This window comes from Criibacterium bergeronii (assembly GCF_001693775.2).
GTDB lineage: Bacteria > Bacillota > Clostridia > Peptostreptococcales > Filifactoraceae > Peptoanaerobacter > Peptoanaerobacter bergeronii.
This window is the reverse complement of the sequence record NZ_MBEW02000005.1, coordinates 46,849-68,062: the sequence shown is the minus strand read 5'-3', so window position 1 is coordinate 68,062 and position 21,214 is coordinate 46,849. Positions and strand designations below refer to the sequence as shown.

The following is a 21,214-nucleotide window of genomic DNA, read 5'->3' as shown; positions in this document are numbered from 1 at the left end:
AATTGTAATTTGATGAGCGTGTGAAGGTAGGAAAATCTCTACAGAGTGCTTGAGCGTAATTTAGTATTAAATTGTGTAAGGGCATACCTTTTAATATTTTTATAAGACAATACAAAATATTCGATTGGGAGTAAATTATGGAAAAGATTTTAAAAAAACACTTTCTGATATTTGTATTACCAACTCTTCTAGTTTTTCTAGTAGTGTTTATTGTTCCGTTTATACTTGGGATAATTTTATCATTTTCAAAATTTACAACAATTTTTAATGCAAAATTTGTTGGATTATCTAATTATGTGATTGCCTTTTCAAAAGGGCAGGGTTTTTCTAAAGCTTTTGCATTCACATCAGTGTTTACTATTGTAAGCATTATTACTGTAAATGTATTTGCATTTACAATAGCACTTATCCTCACAAGGAAAATAAGGGCGACTAATTTGTTTAGAAGTGTATTTTTTATGCCTAACTTGATTGGGGGAATAGTTTTAGGTTATACATGGCAGGTAATGCTGGATGCAATACTGTTGCAATTTGGGCAGACCTTGCTGGCAAATGCAAAATATGGATTTATCGGGTTGGTTTTACTGATGAACTGGCAGATGATAGGATATATGATGGTAATATATATAGCCGGTTTGCAAAATGTTCCTCAGGAGTTGATTGAGGCGGCAAAGATAGATGGTGCGGACAGTAAGGATACTCTATTTAATGTTACAATACCTATGGTAATGCCATCGATTACGATTTGTCTATTTTTGACACTTGCTAATAGTTTTAAATTATATGACCAAAACTTAGCCTTGACTGCGGGTGCTCCGCTTAAAAAGACTCAGATGCTGGCTATGAACATTGTAGACACTATGTTTTCAAGAAATGGCTTTGAGGGTGTCGGACAGGCAAAGGCTGTGGTATTTTTTATCATAGTTGCAGTCATTGCATACCTACAGCTTAGATTTACTAGGGATAAGGAGGTAGAAAATTAATGAAAGAAAAGGCTATAGATAAAGTTTTATTTTTTGTAATGCTTGTGTTAATGATTTTATTTCTGTATCCAATATTTTTCATAGTGATGAATTCTTTTAAGGGTAAATTTTTCATCAGCGACTCCCCTTTTTCAATTCCTGTCGGCGATAGCTTTGTAGGTCTTGAAAATTATGTGGAGGGTCTTATTAGAACCGGATTTTTCCAAGCTATCGGCTGGTCTTTTTTCATAACAATAATATCTGTATTGGTTATAGTGCTGTTTTCTTCTATGACAGCCTATTACTTAACTAGAGTTAAAAATAAATGGACAAAGGCTATATATTATATGTTTGCATTTTCTATGATTGTTCCATTTCAGATGGTAATGTTCCCTACAATAAAGATTGCAGATGTTTTGCATCTGAACAATCCGCTTGGAATGATTGTATTATACTTAGGCTTTGGTAGTGGACTTTCTGTGTTTATGTTTAGCGGATTTATTAAGTCAATACCAGTAGAAATAGAAGAGGCGGCGGTGATAGACGGCTGCACTCCGTTAAAACAGTTTTTCTATGTGGTATTTCCAATATTAAAACCTACAGCTATAACTGTAGCTATTTTAAATGCTATGTGGATATGGAACGATTATCTACTGCCATATCTAGTAATAGGGGTAAGTACGAAATATAAGACAGTGCCTGTAGTAATACAGATGTTAGTTGGCTCAAATGGTAACAAGGACTTAGGTGCTATGATGGCTATGCTGGTGTTAGATATAATACCTATTATAGTGTTTTATTTGTCTGCACAAAAATACATCATAAAAGGTGTTTCTGCAGGGGCAGTAAAAGGTTAGCTTATGTCAAAAATAACTATCAGAGATGTAGCAAAAAAATGTAATGTCAGCGTCAGTACAGTATCAAGGGCAATCAATAATCAAGACGATATAAATCCTGAGACTAAGAATAAAATTTTATCAGCAATTGATGAGCTGGGATATATCCCAAACTCCAACGCTAGAAGTCTTAAAATTACAGAGTCTAATGTGATAGCTGTGCTTATAAAGGGACTTTCAAATCCGTTTTATCTTCCGATGTTTAGTATCATAGAAAGTAAAATAAACTCTAATGGGTACACTTTTTCATTTTATAAAATAGAAGAAAATGAGGACGAAATTTCAGTTGCTTTAAAACTGATAAACGAAGAAAAATTAAAGGGAATTATTTTTTTAGGGGGGTTCTTTGTGCAAAATGAGGAAAAACTCAAAAAAATAAAAGTACCCTTTGTAATAAGTACGATTTTAAACAAAGATATCATAATGCCAAACTGTGCATTTATCGGAGTGGACGATTTTGAAGAGAGCAAAAAGATAGTGAATTATTTAATATCTTTAGGACATAAAAAAATCGCATTCGTTGGAGCAAGAAAAGACGACAAAAGTATCGGTATGCTTAGAAAAAATGGCTACATCGCAGCTTTAAAAGATAATAAATTGCCTGTAGTGGACAATTTGATTTTTTTTGCAGATAAAAATGTCAATCCATATAATTTTGAGCATGGATACGACATTATAGAAAATATTTTAAAGATAAATAAAGATTTTACTGCAATCTATGCTATTTCGGACTCAATTGCTATAGGAATTACGAAAAAATTATTGGAAATTGGATACAAAATCCCTGATAATTTTTCAATAGTAGGCTTTGACGGACTAAGGATAAATAGGTTTATCACTCCGTCAATCACTACAATCAAGCAGCCTATAGAAGAAATAGCAAGTAGTGCCTGTGATGTCTTATTTGATATGATACAAAATGGCAATAATAAACAGAAAATAATTAAATTTGATGGTGAGTTATGGGTAGGTCAAACAACAAGAAAAATAGATTAGGACAAAAATTTATAAGGGAAGTAGAATTAAAAAGTGACAGAAAGGCTGGAGTGTTGCTCCCTGTATCTGCACTAAACGGAGATGAAGGTATAGGAGACTTTGGTGATGCAGCCTTTGAATTTGTAGATATTTTGTCTGAAATTGGCTTTGAAATATGGCAGATACTGCCTCTTAATCCTCTTGGCTATGGTAATTCACCATATCAGCCTTATTCCTCCTTTGCAGGCGATGAGATTTACATCAGCTTAGAAAAATTAAAGAGGATAAATTTAATCAAAAGTGATATACCTAAAATTCCCCAAGACAAAAAAGTTGATTTTATAAAAGTAAGAGCCTTTAAAGAAAAATATCTAAGAGAGGCTTTTAAAAATTTTGAGCCTGATGATGACTACAAGCAATTTATAAAAAATGAATTTATATATAATTATGCAGTGTTTATGACATTTAGAAAGCATAATAACTTTGCAGTTTGGAACAAGTGGTCTGACTCTATGAAAAATTGGGTTGATGATAAGAGCTTGGATTTAACAGAATTTAAAGACGAAATCAATTTTAAATTGTTTGAGCAATATATCTTTTACAAACAATTGGGAGAATTGAGGAGCTATGCCAATGCAAAAAAAATAGAAATAATGGGAGACATACCCATCTATGTTGGACTAGACAGCCAAGATGTATGGCAAAATAAAAAATGCTTTTTGCTCAACAAAAATGGCAACCCCAAATTTATAGCAGGAGTACCACCGGATAATTTCAGTAAGACCGGACAAAGATGGGGCAATCCTGTATACGATTGGGAGTATATCCAAGAAAATGACTTCCAATTTTGGATAGACAGAATAGGATATAGCTCAGAGCTTTATGATATATTAAGACTAGACCACTTCAGAGGCTTTGAGACATATTGGAAGATAAATAGCCGCAATAAAACAGCATTAAAAGGTGTTTGGGTTGAAGCACCAGCGTATGACCTGTTTGAAAAAATAATCAAATTTTTCCCAAGTCTAGAATTTGTAGCAGAGGATTTGGGAGATTTAAGGCAAGAAGTCTTTGATTTTAGAGATTACTTCGACCTAAAGGGTATGACAATCATACAATATTCATTTGATGGAAGAAAAATGACTAAATCCAAAAAATCAAAGGAAAACTTTGACAAAAAAAATATGATAGTCTATACCGGTACTCACGACAACATGACCATGAAATCATGGTATGAGGCTCTTTGCCCTGAAAGACAAAAATATGTCATGAGAGTGTTAAAATCAGAAGGTTGTTTAGAGGAAAAATTTGAAGACAAATTGACACATTACACACTCAAACACAATGCAGATTATGCCATCTTACCACTTCAAGACATAGTAGGCTATGGAGATGAGGCAAGAATAAACACCCCGGGCACTTGCAATAACATAAACTGGACTTATAAATTCACATCAATGGATGAGCTGAAAGCTAAAAAAGAATTTATAAGGAATTTATTGAAGGAAACAAACAGAATATAGCTTATAAATGGGATTATATTTTGGTGGGTGGTTAGTTGTCAAACTAAATATAACAATGCCAAAGTAAATGCAACACATCTTATTTAAACATTTCTACGAATAATTATGGGTGAGATTTTCCGGCATATTTTTTTCTTTAATAAAAATTGCTATGAGACATCATCAAACCAATATAATCTTGAATGATGGGGAGTTAGCGTAACAATAAAATATATAAAGCTAAGTGTAAGGCTATTGGAAAAAAAGAAAAGACTTTCATACTTGATGCGATTAAGAAATATCAAGCTGAAGATAAATGTATATAAAAGGCAGATATTAATAATTTCTATATTAAAATTAGGCTACGAAACAATAGTAAGTAATTATATATTTGCTTGATGTATCTATAAAATAGTATTATTTTCTTTAAATTTTTTCATAAAAACAATGAAAGGGTATTTAATGTCTAGCTATTTTTATGTATTTTTAGGTGGTGGGTTAGGGGCATTTGCAAGATACTTGCTTAGCCTTGTAAATCTTAGTAAATTAAGTCTTGGGACTTTTCCTATAAATACTTTTATAACAAATATTGTCGGTTCATTTGTAATTGGTCTAATTTCAGCGATTAATCTAAAAAACTCCAGCCTTAGTCCGCAAATGGTATTATTTTTAAAAACTGGTATTTGCGGAGGGTTTACAACATTTTCAACATTTTCATTGGAAACCTTTAGTTTATTAGAAAAAGGCAACTATTCAACAGCTTTAATTTATATGCTATTAAGTAGTATTTTTGGGATTTTGTCTGTGGCATTGGGATATTATTTAGTGAGATAAATTTTTGACCTTAATAATTAAGGGAGAAAATCGATTAAGTAAACTTTAATGTTTAAATTAAACTTAATTTTTTTAATTTTTAATTTTAAAGGTATTGAATTTTTTTGAAAATATGAGATAATATTATTTACTCAATTAAATTATTTTAATTGATACTAAACTAAATCGATTTTATCACATTTAAATTAATTGTCGTACTAAGGGGGTCTGCAATTGGTAGCATTTAGTAATTGGTTGTTGGTAGTAGCGATAACTGCCGGATTTGGAGCATTTGGATATAAAGTTTATAATGGATTTTTTAGCTATGACCATGTTTACGAAAATTCAGACTTTGATGTAGATTACACAATAAAAAGGCAGACTTCAAAATCTAATCGAAAAAAACAAGCTTTAGTTAGCAAAAATGATTTGGCTAAGCAGACATCGAAGTCACAAAGAGCAACAAAAAACCAAGACAGGGTTCATTCGTACTCTAATAGAGTAGTTACATACAATCGTGCGTCCAGCTATAGTGAGTATAAAAAACATAACACTATATCAAGATAATCTTTTACCCGAGGATTTCCTCGGGTATTTCTAAAACAAGGAGAAAATATGAGAGTTTCAGCGATTGATAAGGCAAAAGCGATAGAAATTTTAAAAAAATACAACAAGGAAGAATTCCACTTACGCCATGGGTTGACTGTAGGAGCAGTAATGGGCTATTTAGCAGAAAAACTTGGATATAAAGACGAAAAAGATTACTGGGAGTTAGTTGGTTTGATGCACGATGTTGACTGGGAAATGTATCCGGAGCAGCATTGCTCTAAAGCACCTAGTTTGCTTGCACCTGAGGGCGTTTCAGAAGATATGATTAATGCAATTTGCTCTCACGCCTATGGTATGCACGGGGTAGAAATTAAGCCTGAACACGATATGGAAAAAACTTTATTTGCTGTTGATGAGCTTACAGGACTTGTTGGTGCAGCAGCACTTATGCGTCCGTCAAAATCTACTAGCGATATGCAGTTAAAGAGCCTTAAAAAGAAATTTAAGGATAAAAAATTTGCTGCCGGTTGTGACAGAGATGTCATCATAAAAGGGGCACAAATGATGGGAAAGGATTTGGACGAAGTTTTAGCCATTACCTTAGAGGCAATGCAGCACACTGAAAATGATGTTGAGGAGCAATTAAAAAATATTTAGCTTATAAAAATGCCGCCTTATATTTAATTTAAAAATATGAGGCGGTTTTTTAGTGAAAAAATTTGTATATTATGGTAAAATTTAAAAGTTATGAATAAAAAAAATATTTATCTGATTTGTGTGGGAAAATTAAAATCAACACCGTTTAAAAATACCGAAAAACGGATACTCTATAAAACAAATAATAATTACAATGTAAACATTATAGAAATTGAGTCAGAAAAAAATGACAAGCTGCAAAGAGCGTCTGAGATAGAAAAAATCAAGGAGAAAGAGGCTTTAAGGATACTTTCAAGTATTCCAAAAAATACTTATATAGTAACATTGGAAATAAAAGGTAAAAAAATTAAAAGCATTAAAGGTATAATTGATGAAATAGACAGGGATATTTGTTTTATAATCGGAGGTTCGGTTGGTCTATCACAAAAGGTGAGCAATCTTTCCAATAAGAAAATATCTTTTTCAGATATGACATTTCCACACGCACTTATAAGGTTAATTATGTTAGAGCAAATAAACAGCTAGTCTGATAAAAAATAATTCAGGAGATTGTATGCAGGAATTGGAAAAAGCTAGACAAAGAGTAGAAGAATTAAAAAAAATTATAAATAAAAACAATGAGCTTTATTATGTAAATGACTCACCGGAGATATCTGACTATGATTATGATATGCTGCTAAAAGAGCTTATGGATATTGAAGAAAAATATCCTCAGCTAAAGACTCCAAACTCCCCTACTAATAGAGTAGGAGGCAAAGCACTCAGCAAATTTGAGCAAGTGGTACACTCAAGACAGATGATGTCACTTGCAAATACTTATTCTTATGATGAATTAAGAGATTTTGACAAAAAAATAAAACAAGAATATCCAAATGCAAAATATGTTTTGGAGTTCAAAATAGATGGCTTGTCAGTAATGCTTACCTATAAAAACGGGATTTTAGTCCAAGCAGCTACAAGAGGAGACGGCAGCATAGGCGAAGATGTGACACAAAATGTAAAAACAATTAAATCCATTCCGCTAGTTTTGACAGAAAATGTTGACATAGAAGTAAGAGGTGAGGTATTTATACCAAGGCAGGTATTTTATGACATAAATGAGTACAACGAAGAAAATGACTTAAAAGTTTTTGCAAACCCAAGAAATATGGCGGCAGGCTCACTTAGACAGCTCAATCCAAAAATAACCGCAAAAAGAAAGCTTGATATTTTCGTATTCAACCTTGAACATGACGTGGAAGGGATAAGCTCCCACAAAGCCTCCATAGATTATATAGAAAAATTAGGCTTTCATGTAATAAAAGAATTAATTTTAACAGAGGATATAGAAAAAATTATCGAAGTGATTGACCAGTGGAAGGATAAAAGATACGAACTTCCATTTGACATAGATGGTATGGTTATAAAAGTCGATGATTTTAGATTAAGAGCGGAGCTTGGCTCTACATCAAAAACACCTAGATGGGCAACCAGCTATAAATTCCCGCCTGAAAGAGTACGTACAAAAGTTTTAGATATAATAACCCAAGTAGGCAGAACAGGAGCTATAACACCCGCTGCCGTACTGGATAAAGTTGCAATATCAGGTAGCTTTGTATCAAGAGCCACACTTCATAATGAGGACTATATCAAAGAAAAAGATATCAGGATTGGAGATTATGTATATCTACAAAAAGCCGGTGAAGTAATACCTGAAGTATACGAAGTAGATAAGGGAGCAAGAACCGGCGAAGAAAAAATATTTGTAATGCCACACAAATGTCCATCTTGTGGTGAACAAACAGTAAGACTGCCGGGAGAGGCTGCATGGAAATGCACGAATATAGCCTGTCCTGCCCAGCAAAAGCGAAGAATAATACATTTTGTATCAAAAGCGGGAATGGACATAGACGGCTTTGGAGAAAAGATAGCAGAGCAGCTTTATGATGAAGGCTTGATACATGACATTACAGACATATATAGATTGACAGTAGAAGATTTAGTGAAATTACCTAGATTTGCTGAAAAATCTGCACAAAATTTAATTGATGCCATAAATAATTCTAAGACAGCACCTTTCGACAGCTTTGTATCTGCACTTGGCATTAGACTTATTGGTAAAAATGCGGCAAAAATTCTTGCTACGAATTATCAAGATATAAAAGCATTATCAGTAGCTACACATCAGGAGCTTAGTCAGATACCCGAAATAGGCAGTCTAATGGCACAAAGCATAGTCGATTTTTTTGCATCAGAAAAAAATGAAATAATTTTAAACGAATTAAAAGAGCTTGGACTAAATCCTACTCCACTAGAAAATAAAAACGTATCCAATATATTAGATGGCTTATCAATTGTTGCTACAGGAACGCTTTTAAAATATACAAGAGATGGTATAAAAGAAGAAGTTGAAAAAAGAGGTGGAAAACTGTCTTCATCAGTCAGCAAGAAAACAGCTTTTGTCATAGCTGGAGAAAATGCAGGCTCAAAGCTTGAAAAAGCAAATGAGCTTGGAGTGAAGGTCATAGACGAAAATGAATTTGATGAGATAACTAAATTAAATAGTGTAGACGAAGTATTAAATAAAATCAACAGTTAGAGGGATAAAAAGTTGGAACAGAAAAATAATGGTAAACTAAGCTCAGACTTGTTAAAAAAAATCATATTTAATAACATTGAAAGAAAAAGAAAAGAAGTTTTGACAACACCTGCGATTGGTCAAGATTGTGGAATTATACGTTCTGATGACTTAATTTGCGTATCTACAGACCCGATAACAGCTACTACAGAAAATATAGGCAAGCTTGCGGTAATAATCAATTTAAATGATATTGCGGCAGCAATGGCAGAGCCCTTTGGAGTGACAGTAACAATACTTATGCCAAGTCATAGCAGTGTAGAAGAACTGGAAAAAATATCGGCACAAGTGCTTGACGAATGTCTAAATAATAACGTGCAGGTTATAGGAGGACATACAGAATTTACGGACTCTGTAAATAAGCCGATTGTTTCAATTACAGCCTTTGGAAAAATAAATATGCACAAATATCTAAATAGAAGTAATCCAAAGTTAAGCTCATACATTTATGTTACTAAAAATTTAGGACTTGAAGGTTCATATATAATAGCAAAAGAAAAACAAGAAGAGCTAAAAGAAATTTTGACAGACAGTGAAATACAAGAGGCACATTCATATATAAAGCTACTTTCAGTCACTAAAGATGCAAATTTGGTTAAAGAAAAAGACATATGCTTAATGCACGACATAACAGAGGGCGGATTAATAGGGGCATTAAGTGAGTTATCGGAAAATTTAAAATTATCCTATGAGCTTTATGACAAGCAAATGCCTTTGACGCAAGTCACAAAAAAGATATGCGAACATTTTAAAATCAACCCGTTAAAATTAATCTCCAGTGGCAGTATGCTTATAATTTCAAATGAAAAATTACCATGCGAAATAGATGGTATAAAGTACACTCTAATTGGACAACTTACTCAAAGAAAATCTGAAAAAATACTTCAAAATCAAAACATTGTAACTGATGAAATATATAGGGTTTTGTAGAAAATATTTAATGTAAAAATAATCAAAATTTTTATAATTGAACACATCAGGATTTTACAAATTGCTCTAGGAGTATTTAACTATGAACACAAATGTGATATAATTAAAGACAATTTAAGTTTATTTTGATGAAATAAGGTGATGTTATGAAAAAATTGTTGCTCGTAGATAGCAAAGTCTTACCGGATGTATATGAAAAAGTAGTAATGGCAAAGCAGCTATTAGTCTCCGGCAAAGCCAAGGGAGTTAGTGACGCTGTAAAAAAATCCGGTATTAGCCGCAGCTCTTACTATAAGTACAAGGATTTCGTCTTTGATACTTCCGATACAATTAGTTCAAACATAGCTACGATGGAATTTTCCCTAAAAAATGTGACTGGAATTTTATCAGAGATACTGGAAGTTTTTGCCAAACAAAAGGCAAGCATACTTACTATAAATCAGACAATACCAATTAACGGAGTTGCTACTCTTACAATTACAGCTGACATTTCACAGATGCTAAATCCTGTAGCTACTATATTAGACAAGATAAAGCAAAAAAATGAAGTTTTAGAAGTAAAATTATTAGCAATGGAGTAAATATGTTAGAAGAAAAAAATTTCAAGAAAATAATTATTATTGCAACAATATTAGTGGCTCTTTTGGTAGCAGTAAGCTATACAATGTATTACAAAAGTATGCCTCAGTTAAGTAAAGATGGTCAGGTTAGCGAAAAAGCCGAAGAAAATAAATTTCCGATTTTGCCATTTGATGCTTTTTCTATGGTTAAAAGTGATTTAACCCTTAAATTTGGTGAAGGCACACAAGGTGACGGCTCAAACTATGACAACCAATATATTGACTATGATCAGCATTGGTTTAATAAAGACTTCAAAGCAAGATATTATTATGGACTGCAAGATAGAATTTATCAGATAAACCTACCGGTAAAAAAAGATGACATCAAGGCAGTATATGAAGAAATGAAAGTAGAGTTAGGCACACCTTTTTATGACTCACTGTTTGATAAATCTAAGCCGTTAGAAGAAAGCTATACACATTGGATAAAAGACTCTACAAGATACAGCCTTTTATACGACCAAGGTCAAGCCTTTGTAAAAATGAAATTAGAATATTATGCCAACCCTGATGGACACAATCTAGGTGCAAGACCTACAGTTATTCAAAGAATAGACAATGATAAAAAGGTACTTGGAGGAGATGCATCAAGCATCTTACTTATTGGTGACAAGGAAGAATACACACAAAAATATTATAAAAATTTATATGTTGTATTGGGCAGCAAAAAGGGTAGTATAGTAGGTAGATTACCAAAAGATACTGACGGAGGTATGTATCCAAAAATGAGCATAATGGATATTAATGGCTCAGGAAATCAAGATATTTTGATAGAGGCTGACAATGAGTATCTAAAATGGTTTACAGGTTTTGAATATAAAGATGGTAAGCTAAATGTCATATATTCAAAAGAAGACAGACCTGAAGAAGGCGATACAAACAACAAACTAGAGACTGAAAAAGAAAAATAGAAACTAAATTTAACAATTTAATATCAAGGAGGTCATATGAGTAATACAGCTACGAAAGTGACTGGCAAAGACCTACTACCAATTATAAAAAAAGCTCTGCCGGCAAATATCAGCTTGGTAGATGTAACAGATGATTTTTCTTATAAAGATGTTTTTGTATATGATTGTAAAATCAGTGCGAAAAATATGCACGTTGGCATAATAGACTCACAAGGCGATATAAAATATATAGAGCTTGAGGATATGATTTTAATAGACGATGAGGCTGCATTAATAATAGGCAGCATCACACAAAAGATAGAGGATGAAATAAGGTTAAGTCTAGGCATAGACAACGTAAGTGTAGACTATGAACCATATACATTTTTAGACTACAGATACGATATAATGTTTGTATTATTAGTCGATTTTAGTGATGAGGACAGAAGAGATTTAAGAATTAAAAGAAAAAAAATTGCCTATGTTCAGCAAACAGGCAAATCTAAATATTTAAATTAGGAGAATAAAATGGGATTAAAAGATTTTTTTGGATTTAACAAAAAAGCAGAAGAAAATAGCACATCAAAAACAGACAACTCTGATAAAAGTATGTTTTTAAATCAAGATAAAAAAATACCAAATGAAGACCTTTTAAAAGAAGAACCAAATTATGACTCAAAGCAAACAGAATATTTTGAAGATATGTTGGAGAAAAAAATTGTTCAGGGTCATGCAAACGCAGCAAATAGTCAAACTAATACAGCAGTAAAATCAGCACCAATAGAAGATATATACATTCCAAACTCCAATCTTTATGAGGCAGAGACTGTAAAAGCAGATATGGATAGGTTCGCAGCTCAAAATCAGAGCGTAGCTACACAAATAAAACAAGAAGATGTAGCAGCAAGTGAAGAATTAGAAAAAAAAAAGATGAGTCAAAATCTTTAGGTTTTTTTGCAAGATTAAAACAAGGTCTACAAAAGACAGGACAAAATTTTAGCGACAAGTTTGACAATTTATTCAAGAACCATATAGAAATAGATGAAGATTTATATGAAGAAATAGAAGAAGTTTTGATAACTAGTGATATAAGCTATGAAACCACACTAAACATCGTAGAAAAACTTAAACAAAACATCAAAAAGCATGGTGTAACAGAAGTAGATAAGGTACACGATGAGCTAAAAAATACAGTATATGAGCTTATACAAGACAATAATTCATCGCTGGATACCTCTTCAAAATCTGTAATAATAGTCGTTGGAGTAAATGGAGTAGGTAAAACCACCACAATAGGGAAAATTGCATTAAAATTAAAAAATGAAGGCAAATCAGTTTTACTTGCTGCCGGAGATACATTTAGAGCAGCTGCAGAAGAACAATTGGAGGTTTGGGCTGAACGTGCAGGCACGACAGTTGTTTCTCACAGTCAAGGAGCGGACCCCTCCGCAGTTATTTATGATGCGGTTCAAAAAGCTAAGTCTCAGGGAACAGACGTACTTATTTGTGATACAGCCGGTAGACTGCACAATAAGAAAAATTTGATGAAAGAGCTTGAAAAAATAATTAGAACAGTAGATAAAGAATACCCTGAAGCAAAAAAACAAGTCTTATTAGTAATAGATGCTACAACAGGACAAAATGCACTTAATCAAGTAAGTACCTTTGGAGAAGTGACCAAGCTGGATGGTATAGTATTAACCAAGCTAGATGGTACAGCAAAGGGCGGAATAATTTTGTCAGTAATAGACGAATATAAAGTACCGGTTAAATTTGTTGGAGTTGGAGAAAAAGTAGAAGACCTGCAGATTTTTGATGCTAAAAACTTTGTGGACGCCATTTTTGAAAAGTCTAAATAAAAGAAGGAATTTATATGAAAGATATTCCAAAAGAAGTATTGTATGATAATATAAAATATCTAAATTTATTATCAAACACTTTCACAAACATTACCTCTGCTGTAAGAGAAGTAGTAAATCTTAAAGCTATCTTGAATTTACCTAAAGCTACAGAACATTTTTTGACAGATATACACGGCGAAGCGGAAGCATTTAACCATGTTATGCAAAATGCCTCAGGTACAGTGAGAAGAAAAGTTTACGAAGAACTTGGTTCAACAGTGAGCATAGAGGATTTAGAAGAGCTGACCTCTCTTATTTATTATCCTCAGCAAAAACTTGACCTTATCAAATCAGAAAAAAAAGACCAGCTGATACTTGAAAACTGGTATAAGCTGACAATTTACAGGCTTATAAAAGTAGCTAGAGCATCCGCCTCAAAATATACTAGGTCAAAGGTAAGAAAGATGCTACCAAGTGACTTTGCATATATTATGGAAGAGCTACTACAAGAAGATGAGCATAGATTTAACAAAAAAGAGTATTATAACGAAATAATTGCATCCATAGTTGAATATGAAAGAGCGGACTTATTCATCATACAAATTTCACAAGTAATCAAAAGATTAGTTGTAGACCATCTGCACATTATAGGCGACATATTTGATAGAGGACCTGCTCCTGATAAAGTCATGGACAATCTTATGGAGCAAAGAGATGTGGATATTCAATGGGGAAATCACGATGTCCTATGGATGGGAGCAGCGGCAGGAAATCCGGCTTGCGTAGCAAATGTAGTAAGAATATCGCTCAGATATGCAAATGATGACACACTGGAAAATGCCTACGGAATAAGTCTACTCCCACTAATAACCTTTGCAAGCAAGGTATATGCTAACGATGAATGTAAAGATTTTATGCCTAAGGAGTCAAGGGGCGAAGCCTTTGATGTAAATAAAAAACTATTTGCAAAAATGCACAAGGCAATTTCTATCATTCAGTTTAAAGTAGAAGACCAAATCATAAGCCAGCATCCTGAATATAACATGGAAAACAGACGTGTATTAAGAGATATTGACTTGGCGGGCAAGACAGTCAAAATAGAGGGCAAAGCATACACCTTAAATGATGTGTATTTTCCCACAATAGATAAAGATAATCCGGCTCAGCTAACCAAGGAGGAACAGTATGTTATAGACACACTTTGTAAGAATTTTACCAATAGTGATAAGCTGAGAAAGCATATACGATTTTTATATGCAAAGGGTAGTATGTATACAATATTCAATGAGAATTTATTATTCCATGCCTGCATACTGTTAAACGAAGATGGTACATTAAAGAAAAAGAAAATTAATGGCGAATACTTCTCAGGCAAAAGTTTAATGGATAAATACGACCAATTGGCAAGACAAGCTTACTTTGACCGCAGAAATAATCCAAAAGTTACTGATTTTTTGTGGTTCTTATGGTGTAATGAGGACTCAACTCTTTTTGGTAAAGATAAAATGACCACCTTTGAGAGATATTTTATTGATGATAAAGAGTCACACGAAGAAAAATATTCTCCATACTACACCTTGATGAAGGTAGATGACGGCACTATAGCTAAAAGCATTTTGGAGGATTTTGGGTTAAAAGGAGCTGACAGCCATATAGTCAACGGACATACACCAGTTAGAGTATCCAAGGGTGAAAATCCAATAAGAGCCGGAGGCAAACTTTTAATAATTGATGGAGGCTTTTCAAAGGCATATCAAAAAAATACAGGAATAGCCGGATTTACTCTAACATATAATTCTTACGGACTGACACTAATAAGTCACAAGCCATTTGAATCAGTTGAAAAAGTTCTTAGAGAGGGCTTTGATATAAAATCTACAAAGCAGGTTGTAGAGCAATTGACCTCAAGAAAAAGAGTAAAAGATACAGATATAGGTAAAACACTGCAATCAAAAATATATGATTTAGAGATGCTGATAAATGCTTACAAAAAGGGTATATTAAAACCAAAGGATTGATAAATAATATATTTTTTAAATTAATAAAATTTAACAAAATTAAGGGGAAAAAATGATTAAAATTACATTACAAGGCAAGAACGAAAAAAGCTATGACGCTCCAGTAAGTGCATTAGATGTGGCAAAGAGCATAAGCGATGGATTTGCAAGAAGTGTACTAGCTGTAAAAGTGAATGGCGAAAGCAAAGACCTTACAACCGTCATCGACAAAGATAGCAATCTTGAATTTTTAAAATTTGAAGATAAAGAAGGAAAAGAAGTTTTTTGGCATACAAGCACGCACATAATGGCTCAAGCTATAAAAAGACTATATCCGCAAGCTAAGCTAGGTACAGGACCTGCTGTAGACAATGGTTTTTATTATGATATAGATTTAGATACTCCACTTACACAAGAGGAATTGACTAAAATAGAAGAAGAAATGAAAAAAATAGTCAAAGAAAACTTGGAAATAAAAAGAAGTGAATTATCTAGACAAGATGCTCTTGATTTATTCAAAAAAAGAAACGAAACATATAAAATAGAAATAATTGAAGGCATACCGCAAGATGCTGCTATATCTATCTATACACAAGGAGAATATATCGACCTATGTAGCGGACCACATCTTATGAGCACTAAGTATGTTAAAGCTTTCAAACTCACATCAGTAGCCGGTGCATATTGGAGAGCGGACGCTAAAAATAAACAATTACAAAGAGTATACGGCATTTCGTTTGAAAAGAAAAAAGACTTGGACGATTACCTAAATATGCTTGAAGAGGCGAAGCTAAGAGACCACAGAAAACTTGGTAAAGAGCTTGACTTGTTCTCAATGCACGAAGAAGGACCGGGATTTCCATTTTTCCATGCAAAAGGAATGGTTCTTAGAAATATACTTGAAAGCTTTTGGAGACAAGAGCATACAAAAAGAGGCTATGATGAAATCAAGACACCACTAATATTAAACGAAGCACTATGGCATCAGTCAGGTCACTGGGACCATTATAAAGAAAATATGTATTTTACAAAAATAGATGATGCTGATTATGCTATAAAACCCATGAACTGTCCAGGCTCAATCTTGATTTACAACTCACATAAATTCAGCTACAAAGACCTACCACTTAGATGGGCTGAAATGGGACAAGTCCACAGACATGAATTATCAGGAGCACTTCACGGCTTGATGAGAGTTAGAACATTTACCCAAGACGATGCTCACCTTTATGTATTACCATCTCAGGTTACTGACGAATTAGTTGGAATAATGGAATTAGAAGACTACGTTTACAATATATTTGGATTTAAATATCACGTTGAGCTTTCCACTAGACCTGAAAATTCTATGGGTACGGAAGAACAATGGGAGATTGCAACAAATGGACTTATAGAGGCACTGAAGAGAAAAGGCGTTGACTATGTAGTTAATGAAGGAGATGGAGCTTTCTACGGACCTAAAATAGACTTCCATCTAGAAGATGCTATAGGCAGAACATGGCAGTGTGGTACTATACAGCTAGACTTCCAGTTGCCTGAAAGATTTGATATGACATATACTGACAGTAATGACGAAAAACAACGTCCTATCATGATTCATAGAACAGTGTTTGGAAGTATGGAAAGATTTATAGGAATATTAATCGAACACTTCGCCGGTAAATTCCCTGCTTGGCTTGCTCCGGTGCAAATAAAAGTTTTACCAATATCTGACAAATTCCTAGACTACTCTAAAAAAGTTGCAGCAGAGCTTAAAGCACAAGGCTTTAGAGTAGAATTAGACACAAGAGCAGAAAAAATAGGATTTAAAATCAGAGAAGCCCAATTGGAAAAAGTTCCTTATATGCTTGTAATAGGTGAAAAAGAGGTAGAATCTTCCAATATATCCGTTCGTAGCAGAGATATGGGAGAACTTGGTGCAATGAGTATTCAAGATTTTATAACTAAATTAAAAGAAGAAGTTGAAACAAAAAAGATTTTAAGCAAATAAGCAAATAAAACTAAAATATAATAAAAGTGATAGCAATCTGATATTCATTTAAATATGAATATCAGCCATGCTATCACTTTTTGTTTTAATACTAACCTATACTAATACCTAATACTAAATTACTTTGAAAATTGTAGCATACATATTAAAAAGAAATTTATGCTAATACCTTATGCAAAAATTTTTATAATAAAAATGAATACTACATTTTCTTATGTAAGTTAGTATAAGATACATAATTAAAATATCTTTCCTTAAAAATATTGTAGCAATTATAACAAAAACTTATTAATTAAAAAGCCTACCAAAAAGGTAGGCTAAGTGTATTTTTATAAAAACTCTTCAATTTCTAAATCTGCGAAGTATTTTGATGACAAATCAATTAAATCTTTTGTATCGGAAATTTTTATAATTGGTCTTAATGGAGCATTTGTATTAATAAATAAAATCTCACCTAATTTGCCATTGGACAATTTTACAGGATTTCCAATATAGTTTGATGCAACTTTATTGATAAATTTGGATAAGATTACAATGTCAATTTTTTGCATATAATCAGTTTCTAATATATGTATCGCATCAAAAGGTGTATATTTATTTCTATATGGTCTACTAGAAGTAAGTGCGACAAAAATATCAGCAAGGGCAATGATTTTAGAAAATGTAGGAATTTGGTCGCCTTTTAAGCCATATGGATACCCTGAGCCGTCTGCACGCTCATGGTGAAACTTTACAGCGTCAATTATTCTATTATTAAAGCCGGCATTTGATAGTATTGTTACTGAATTATCAACGTGTTGCTTTATGGCCTCAAATTCAGTGAAAGTTAAGTTGCCTTTTTTTGTGAGTATTTCTTTTGGAATGTTATATTTACCTATATCGGAAAAAAGTGCAGCTAAAGATAACTCTTTCAAGTCATCGTCATTCATCTTCATCCAAGAACCGATGGTGTATGACATGAGAGCAACGGAGTTACAATGTGTAAAAGTAACATCTGATGAATTTTTTAGTTTTTGCAGTAGCTGAAATACATTTAAAGTACTATCGTATGTAGTGCTAAAGGCCTCCTCCAGCAAAAGCTCAGCATCAGCCTTATTACCTTTAGTAATTAAATTTTCGATAACTTCCGATTCAAACCTGTTGACACATTTAGTAAATTCTTCTATGAAATTTCTTATCTCATTTACTTTTTCTATATCATCAGCATAGAATTCTTTTAAGGCATCAGATACAGCCTGTGAGCTATCCTGCAAGGTTAATACTTTTATTTTTTTTATGTTATTGTTTTTTAGAAGCTGTATCATTTTATCATGGTCATTGACGGCAGAACCCTTTGAAAGTACTAATGACCCCAAGGAGGTAAATATATCTTCGTCTATAATCATGTTTTCTTTTAAATCCCTAATTGGTATTCTCATTTAACTTCACCATTATAATATTTCTATTATTTTATTGTTCTTATACATGTCACTTTGTAAATTAATTATTTGACCATCAGCTGTTTTTATAAATGGTAGCATAATCTGATTTTCCGGTACAAATACTACTACTCCGCTTGTACCATCTGAAAGTCTTAAAGTAGAACCGATGTATTTGTTTGCAACTCTGTGCAAGAAGATATATAAAATCTTTGGGTCAAGTAAAGGGAAGTAATCGTTTTGCATAACTTTTAAAGCGTCAAATATAGATAGTTTTTCATGTAATTCATTACTTGTGGTAAGTGCATGGAAAACATCAGCAATAGCAATTATTCTTGCATAGTAAGGAATTTCTTCACCGGAAAGACCTAATGGTCCTGAGCCATTACTTCTTTCTCTAGTTGAAAGGGCAGATTTAAGAACATTTTTAGATATGCTGTCAGTGCCCTTTAGTTCGTTTTGATTTTCACTGTTTATACCTGCAATAGTGAATACTCCTGCAAGCATTGCAGCTTTTGATAAGTCAGTCAACTCATCTTCTTCAAGACCCATCCATGCTCCTATAGCATAGGATAGTAAGGATACTTGTAAGGTATCGGAATATTTGTTGCTATTTTCAGTTTTTACTCTTTCAACTAATTGAAAAATAGTTAGCACTGAGTCATGATTATCTTTTGCAATATCTTCAGCTTTGTCAAGCTCTGTCAATTGGGAAATATCTTTATTTTCTGTGAAATCATCTATTTCTTCAACAAGATTTTCAACTACCTTGTTAAAGTCTGCCTTAAATTCTTCGACCTCTTCTACGACCTGTCTTGAGATTCTATCAGTTTCTTTAACTGTTTCAATGACATTTTCATCAGTATCTTTAATTGATATAAAGTTAATGCCATTTCTGTGTAGGACTATAGATACAAGGTCAGGGTTTTCAATTTTGAAACCCTTGTATAATAAAAGTGACCCACGTTTGCTAAATATATCGCTATTGACAATCATACCTCGTTCTAAGTTATTTACAGACACATCACTCATTTGAACTCTCCTAGAAATATTGTTGATAAAATCATATATCCTATTATAACCTTAATTGACTAACTTATCAACTTAAATTTTTATAAATTGCATATATATGTGTATTAATTTGATATTATATAAATCTAGTTTTTTGAAATATAGAAAAAATTAAAGAATAATTAAAGAATTTAGTATAATTTCTTTATGTATTTTCCAAATAAATTATATATTTTTTTGTTGACTTTAGGAACAATTTAGAATAATATAATAGTGTACATTTGCTTACATGATTTAGGAAGGTAATTATTAATGAGACTTAAAAAAGGTCTTAGATTGTCAGCTATTTCTAAGATACTTTCTGATAATCCAAACAAGATTATTTCATTTAGTTATTTTACACATAGGTTTGGCTCAGCTAAGTCTACTATCAGCACGGATATAAATAATCTAAAGTCGGTTTATGATGACCAAAAGCTGGGTAAGATTGTCACTGTAGCGGGTGCTGCTGGTGGGGTTAAATACATACCTACTTTGTATAAAGATGATGCAAAAGTTTTTTTGCAGAGTTTGGCAGAAAAACTTTCATCAAAAGAAAGAATTTTGCCGGGTGGTTTTTTATACCTGATTGATTTGATTTACGACCCGTATACGGTTGAAAAAATAGCTAAAATCTTTTCCGGTTCGGTAGATTATTCACAAGCTGATTATCTTGTGACGATTGAAACAAAAGGTATTCCCATGGCAATTATGACAGCTAAGATGATGAATTTGCCACTTTTAATCATCAGGAAAAATACCAAGATTTCTGAAGGGCCATCTATTAATATTACATATATTACTGGCAAGAACAACTCAAAAATTCAGACTATGTCATTGCCTATAAAGAGTATTAAAAGAGGAACAAAGGTCATTTTAATTGATGATTTTATGCGTGGCGGCGGTACTATAAAGGGAATGTGTGAGTTAATGGAGCAGTTTGATGTGTCTGTATTATCTAGTATGGTAATTATAGAAACGAAAGAGCCAAGAATTAAAAAAATTAGTGGTTGTAGAAGTCTTTTGACTTTAGATGAAGGGGATGGGAAAAATATTTTAAGACCGTCTGAAAATATTTTAGCATCTCTTGAGGATTGATAAAACAATTTAAGGGATTACCTTAGATTATTTTATATAAGCACATCATAATTTCGTCATAATTACATATGACAACAAAAGAAGGAGTATTAAATGAAAATCACAGATGTAAGAGTCAGAAAACTTTCTGATGAAGGAAAGATGAGAGGTATTGTTTCAGTTACTTTTGATGACGCATTCGTTGTTCACGATATTAAGATTATTGAAGGACAAAGCGGACTTTTCATAGCTATGCCTAGCAGAAAAATCAATGAAACTGAATTTCGTGACATTGCCCATCCAATCAATTCTGAAATGAGGTCAGAATTGCAAGACAAAATTCTTGAGGCTTATGAAGTTGCTAAAGAAAGAGCAGAGGTTGAAGAAGAAGAGTCTATGGCTAAAGAGCCAGCTGTAGATTAAACTAGTT

At 32.8% G+C, this 21,214-nt stretch carries 21 protein-coding genes; 19 read left to right on the top strand and 2 right to left on the bottom strand.

From position 1 onward, the window contains the following. Positions 1 to 137: 137 nt before the first annotated feature. From BBG48_RS03575 to thrS, 17 genes are all read left to right on the top strand, one after another. Complete coding sequence (locus BBG48_RS03575) at positions 138 to 983, top strand: carbohydrate ABC transporter permease (protein ID WP_068912002.1); 846 nt, start codon at positions 138 to 140, stop codon at positions 981 to 983. Beyond that, complete coding sequence (locus BBG48_RS03570; protein WP_068912000.1) at positions 983 to 1,819, top strand: carbohydrate ABC transporter permease; 837 nt, start codon at positions 983 to 985, stop codon at positions 1,817 to 1,819. The genes BBG48_RS03575 and BBG48_RS03570 overlap by 1 nt, the downstream gene beginning before the upstream one ends. Positions 1,820 to 1,822: 3 nt before the next feature. Continuing rightward, the gene (locus BBG48_RS03565; RefSeq protein ID WP_068911999.1) at positions 1,823 to 2,854 is read left to right on the top strand and encodes a LacI family DNA-binding transcriptional regulator; all 1,032 of its coding nucleotides are present in this window, start codon (positions 1,823 to 1,825) and stop codon (positions 2,852 to 2,854) included. Continuing rightward, complete coding sequence (malQ, locus tag BBG48_RS03560) at positions 2,821 to 4,356, top strand: 4-alpha-glucanotransferase (protein ID WP_094754356.1); 1,536 nt, start codon at positions 2,821 to 2,823, stop codon at positions 4,354 to 4,356. The genes BBG48_RS03565 and malQ overlap by 34 nt, the downstream gene beginning before the upstream one ends. A 441-nt stretch (positions 4,357 to 4,797) precedes the next feature. Continuing rightward, positions 4,798 to 5,169: a fluoride efflux transporter CrcB gene (gene crcB / locus BBG48_RS03555; protein WP_094754355.1), complete on the top strand. Its 372-nt coding sequence runs from the start codon at positions 4,798 to 4,800 to the stop codon at positions 5,167 to 5,169. Between the two features lie 213 nt (positions 5,170 to 5,382). Next, positions 5,383 to 5,715, top strand: coding sequence for a hypothetical protein (locus BBG48_RS03550; RefSeq protein ID WP_068911995.1), 333 nt, complete (start codon positions 5,383 to 5,385; stop codon positions 5,713 to 5,715). 48 nt (positions 5,716 to 5,763) lie between these two features. Next, positions 5,764 to 6,354 carry a hydrolase gene (locus tag BBG48_RS03545; RefSeq protein ID WP_068911993.1) on the top strand — a complete coding sequence of 197 codons (591 nt, stop codon included), beginning with the start codon at positions 5,764 to 5,766 and terminating at the stop codon, positions 6,352 to 6,354. A 90-nt stretch (positions 6,355 to 6,444) separates the two neighbouring features. Beyond that, the gene (locus BBG48_RS03540) at positions 6,445 to 6,879 is read left to right on the top strand and encodes a 23S rRNA (pseudouridine(1915)-N(3))-methyltransferase RlmH (protein WP_068911992.1); all 435 of its coding nucleotides are present in this window, start codon (positions 6,445 to 6,447) and stop codon (positions 6,877 to 6,879) included. A 28-nt stretch (positions 6,880 to 6,907) separates the two neighbouring features. Then, on the top strand, positions 6,908 to 8,932 hold the full coding sequence (gene ligA, locus BBG48_RS03535; RefSeq protein WP_068911990.1) for an NAD-dependent DNA ligase LigA: 2,025 nt from the start codon (positions 6,908 to 6,910) through the stop codon (positions 8,930 to 8,932). A gap of 12 nt (positions 8,933 to 8,944) precedes the next feature. Then, positions 8,945 to 9,901 (top strand): AIR synthase family protein, encoded by a 957-nt coding sequence (locus BBG48_RS03530; protein WP_068911988.1) that lies wholly within the window; start codon positions 8,945 to 8,947, stop codon positions 9,899 to 9,901. A gap of 146 nt (positions 9,902 to 10,047) precedes the next feature. Further along, positions 10,048 to 10,482 carry an ACT domain-containing protein gene (locus BBG48_RS03525; protein WP_068911986.1) on the top strand — a complete coding sequence of 145 codons (435 nt, stop codon included), beginning with the start codon at positions 10,048 to 10,050 and terminating at the stop codon, positions 10,480 to 10,482. 2 nt (positions 10,483 to 10,484) lie between these two features. Further along, positions 10,485 to 11,432: a hypothetical protein gene (locus tag BBG48_RS03520; RefSeq protein WP_068911984.1), complete on the top strand. Its 948-nt coding sequence runs from the start codon at positions 10,485 to 10,487 to the stop codon at positions 11,430 to 11,432. 36 nt (positions 11,433 to 11,468) lie between these two features. Then, positions 11,469 to 11,930 (top strand): hypothetical protein, encoded by a 462-nt coding sequence (locus BBG48_RS03515; protein WP_068911982.1) that lies wholly within the window; start codon positions 11,469 to 11,471, stop codon positions 11,928 to 11,930. Between the two features lie 9 nt (positions 11,931 to 11,939). Further along, on the top strand, positions 11,940 to 12,359 hold the full coding sequence (locus tag BBG48_RS03510; protein WP_068911980.1) for a hypothetical protein: 420 nt from the start codon (positions 11,940 to 11,942) through the stop codon (positions 12,357 to 12,359). Then, positions 12,326 to 13,270, top strand: a complete 945-nt coding sequence (ftsY, locus tag BBG48_RS03505) for a signal recognition particle-docking protein FtsY (protein ID WP_094754354.1) — start codon at positions 12,326 to 12,328, stop codon at positions 13,268 to 13,270. Before BBG48_RS03510 ends, ftsY begins: the two co-directional genes overlap by 34 nt. A 14-nt stretch (positions 13,271 to 13,284) precedes the next feature. After that, entirely contained in the window at positions 13,285 to 15,270 is a 1,986-nt protein-coding gene (locus tag BBG48_RS03500; RefSeq protein WP_068911976.1) for a fructose-bisphosphatase class III, read from the top strand. A 52-nt stretch (positions 15,271 to 15,322) separates the two neighbouring features. After that, a complete protein-coding gene (thrS, locus tag BBG48_RS03495) occupies positions 15,323 to 17,239 on the top strand; it encodes a threonine--tRNA ligase (RefSeq protein WP_068911974.1) in 1,917 nt (638 codons plus the stop codon). A 329-nt stretch (positions 17,240 to 17,568) separates the two neighbouring features. Here the strand turns inward: thrS and BBG48_RS03490 are convergent, their stop codons facing one another. Beyond that, positions 17,569 to 18,657: an HD-GYP domain-containing protein gene (locus BBG48_RS03490; protein ID WP_068911972.1), complete on the bottom strand. Its 1,089-nt coding sequence runs from the start codon at positions 18,655 to 18,657 to the stop codon at positions 17,569 to 17,571. Positions 18,658 to 18,669: 12 nt separating this feature from the next. After that, positions 18,670 to 19,689 (bottom strand): HD-GYP domain-containing protein, encoded by a 1,020-nt coding sequence (locus BBG48_RS03485; RefSeq protein ID WP_068911970.1) that lies wholly within the window; start codon positions 19,687 to 19,689, stop codon positions 18,670 to 18,672. A 291-nt stretch (positions 19,690 to 19,980) separates the two neighbouring features. Between BBG48_RS03485 and purR the strand changes: the two genes are divergently transcribed. Together purR and spoVG are read left to right on the top strand one after the other, a co-directional pair. After that, positions 19,981 to 20,805: a pur operon repressor gene (gene purR / locus BBG48_RS03480; RefSeq protein ID WP_068911968.1), complete on the top strand. Its 825-nt coding sequence runs from the start codon at positions 19,981 to 19,983 to the stop codon at positions 20,803 to 20,805. Between the two features lie 93 nt (positions 20,806 to 20,898). Then, positions 20,899 to 21,207, top strand: a complete 309-nt coding sequence (gene spoVG, locus BBG48_RS03475) for a septation regulator SpoVG (protein WP_068911966.1) — start codon at positions 20,899 to 20,901, stop codon at positions 21,205 to 21,207. Positions 21,208 to 21,214 lie beyond the last annotated feature (7 nt).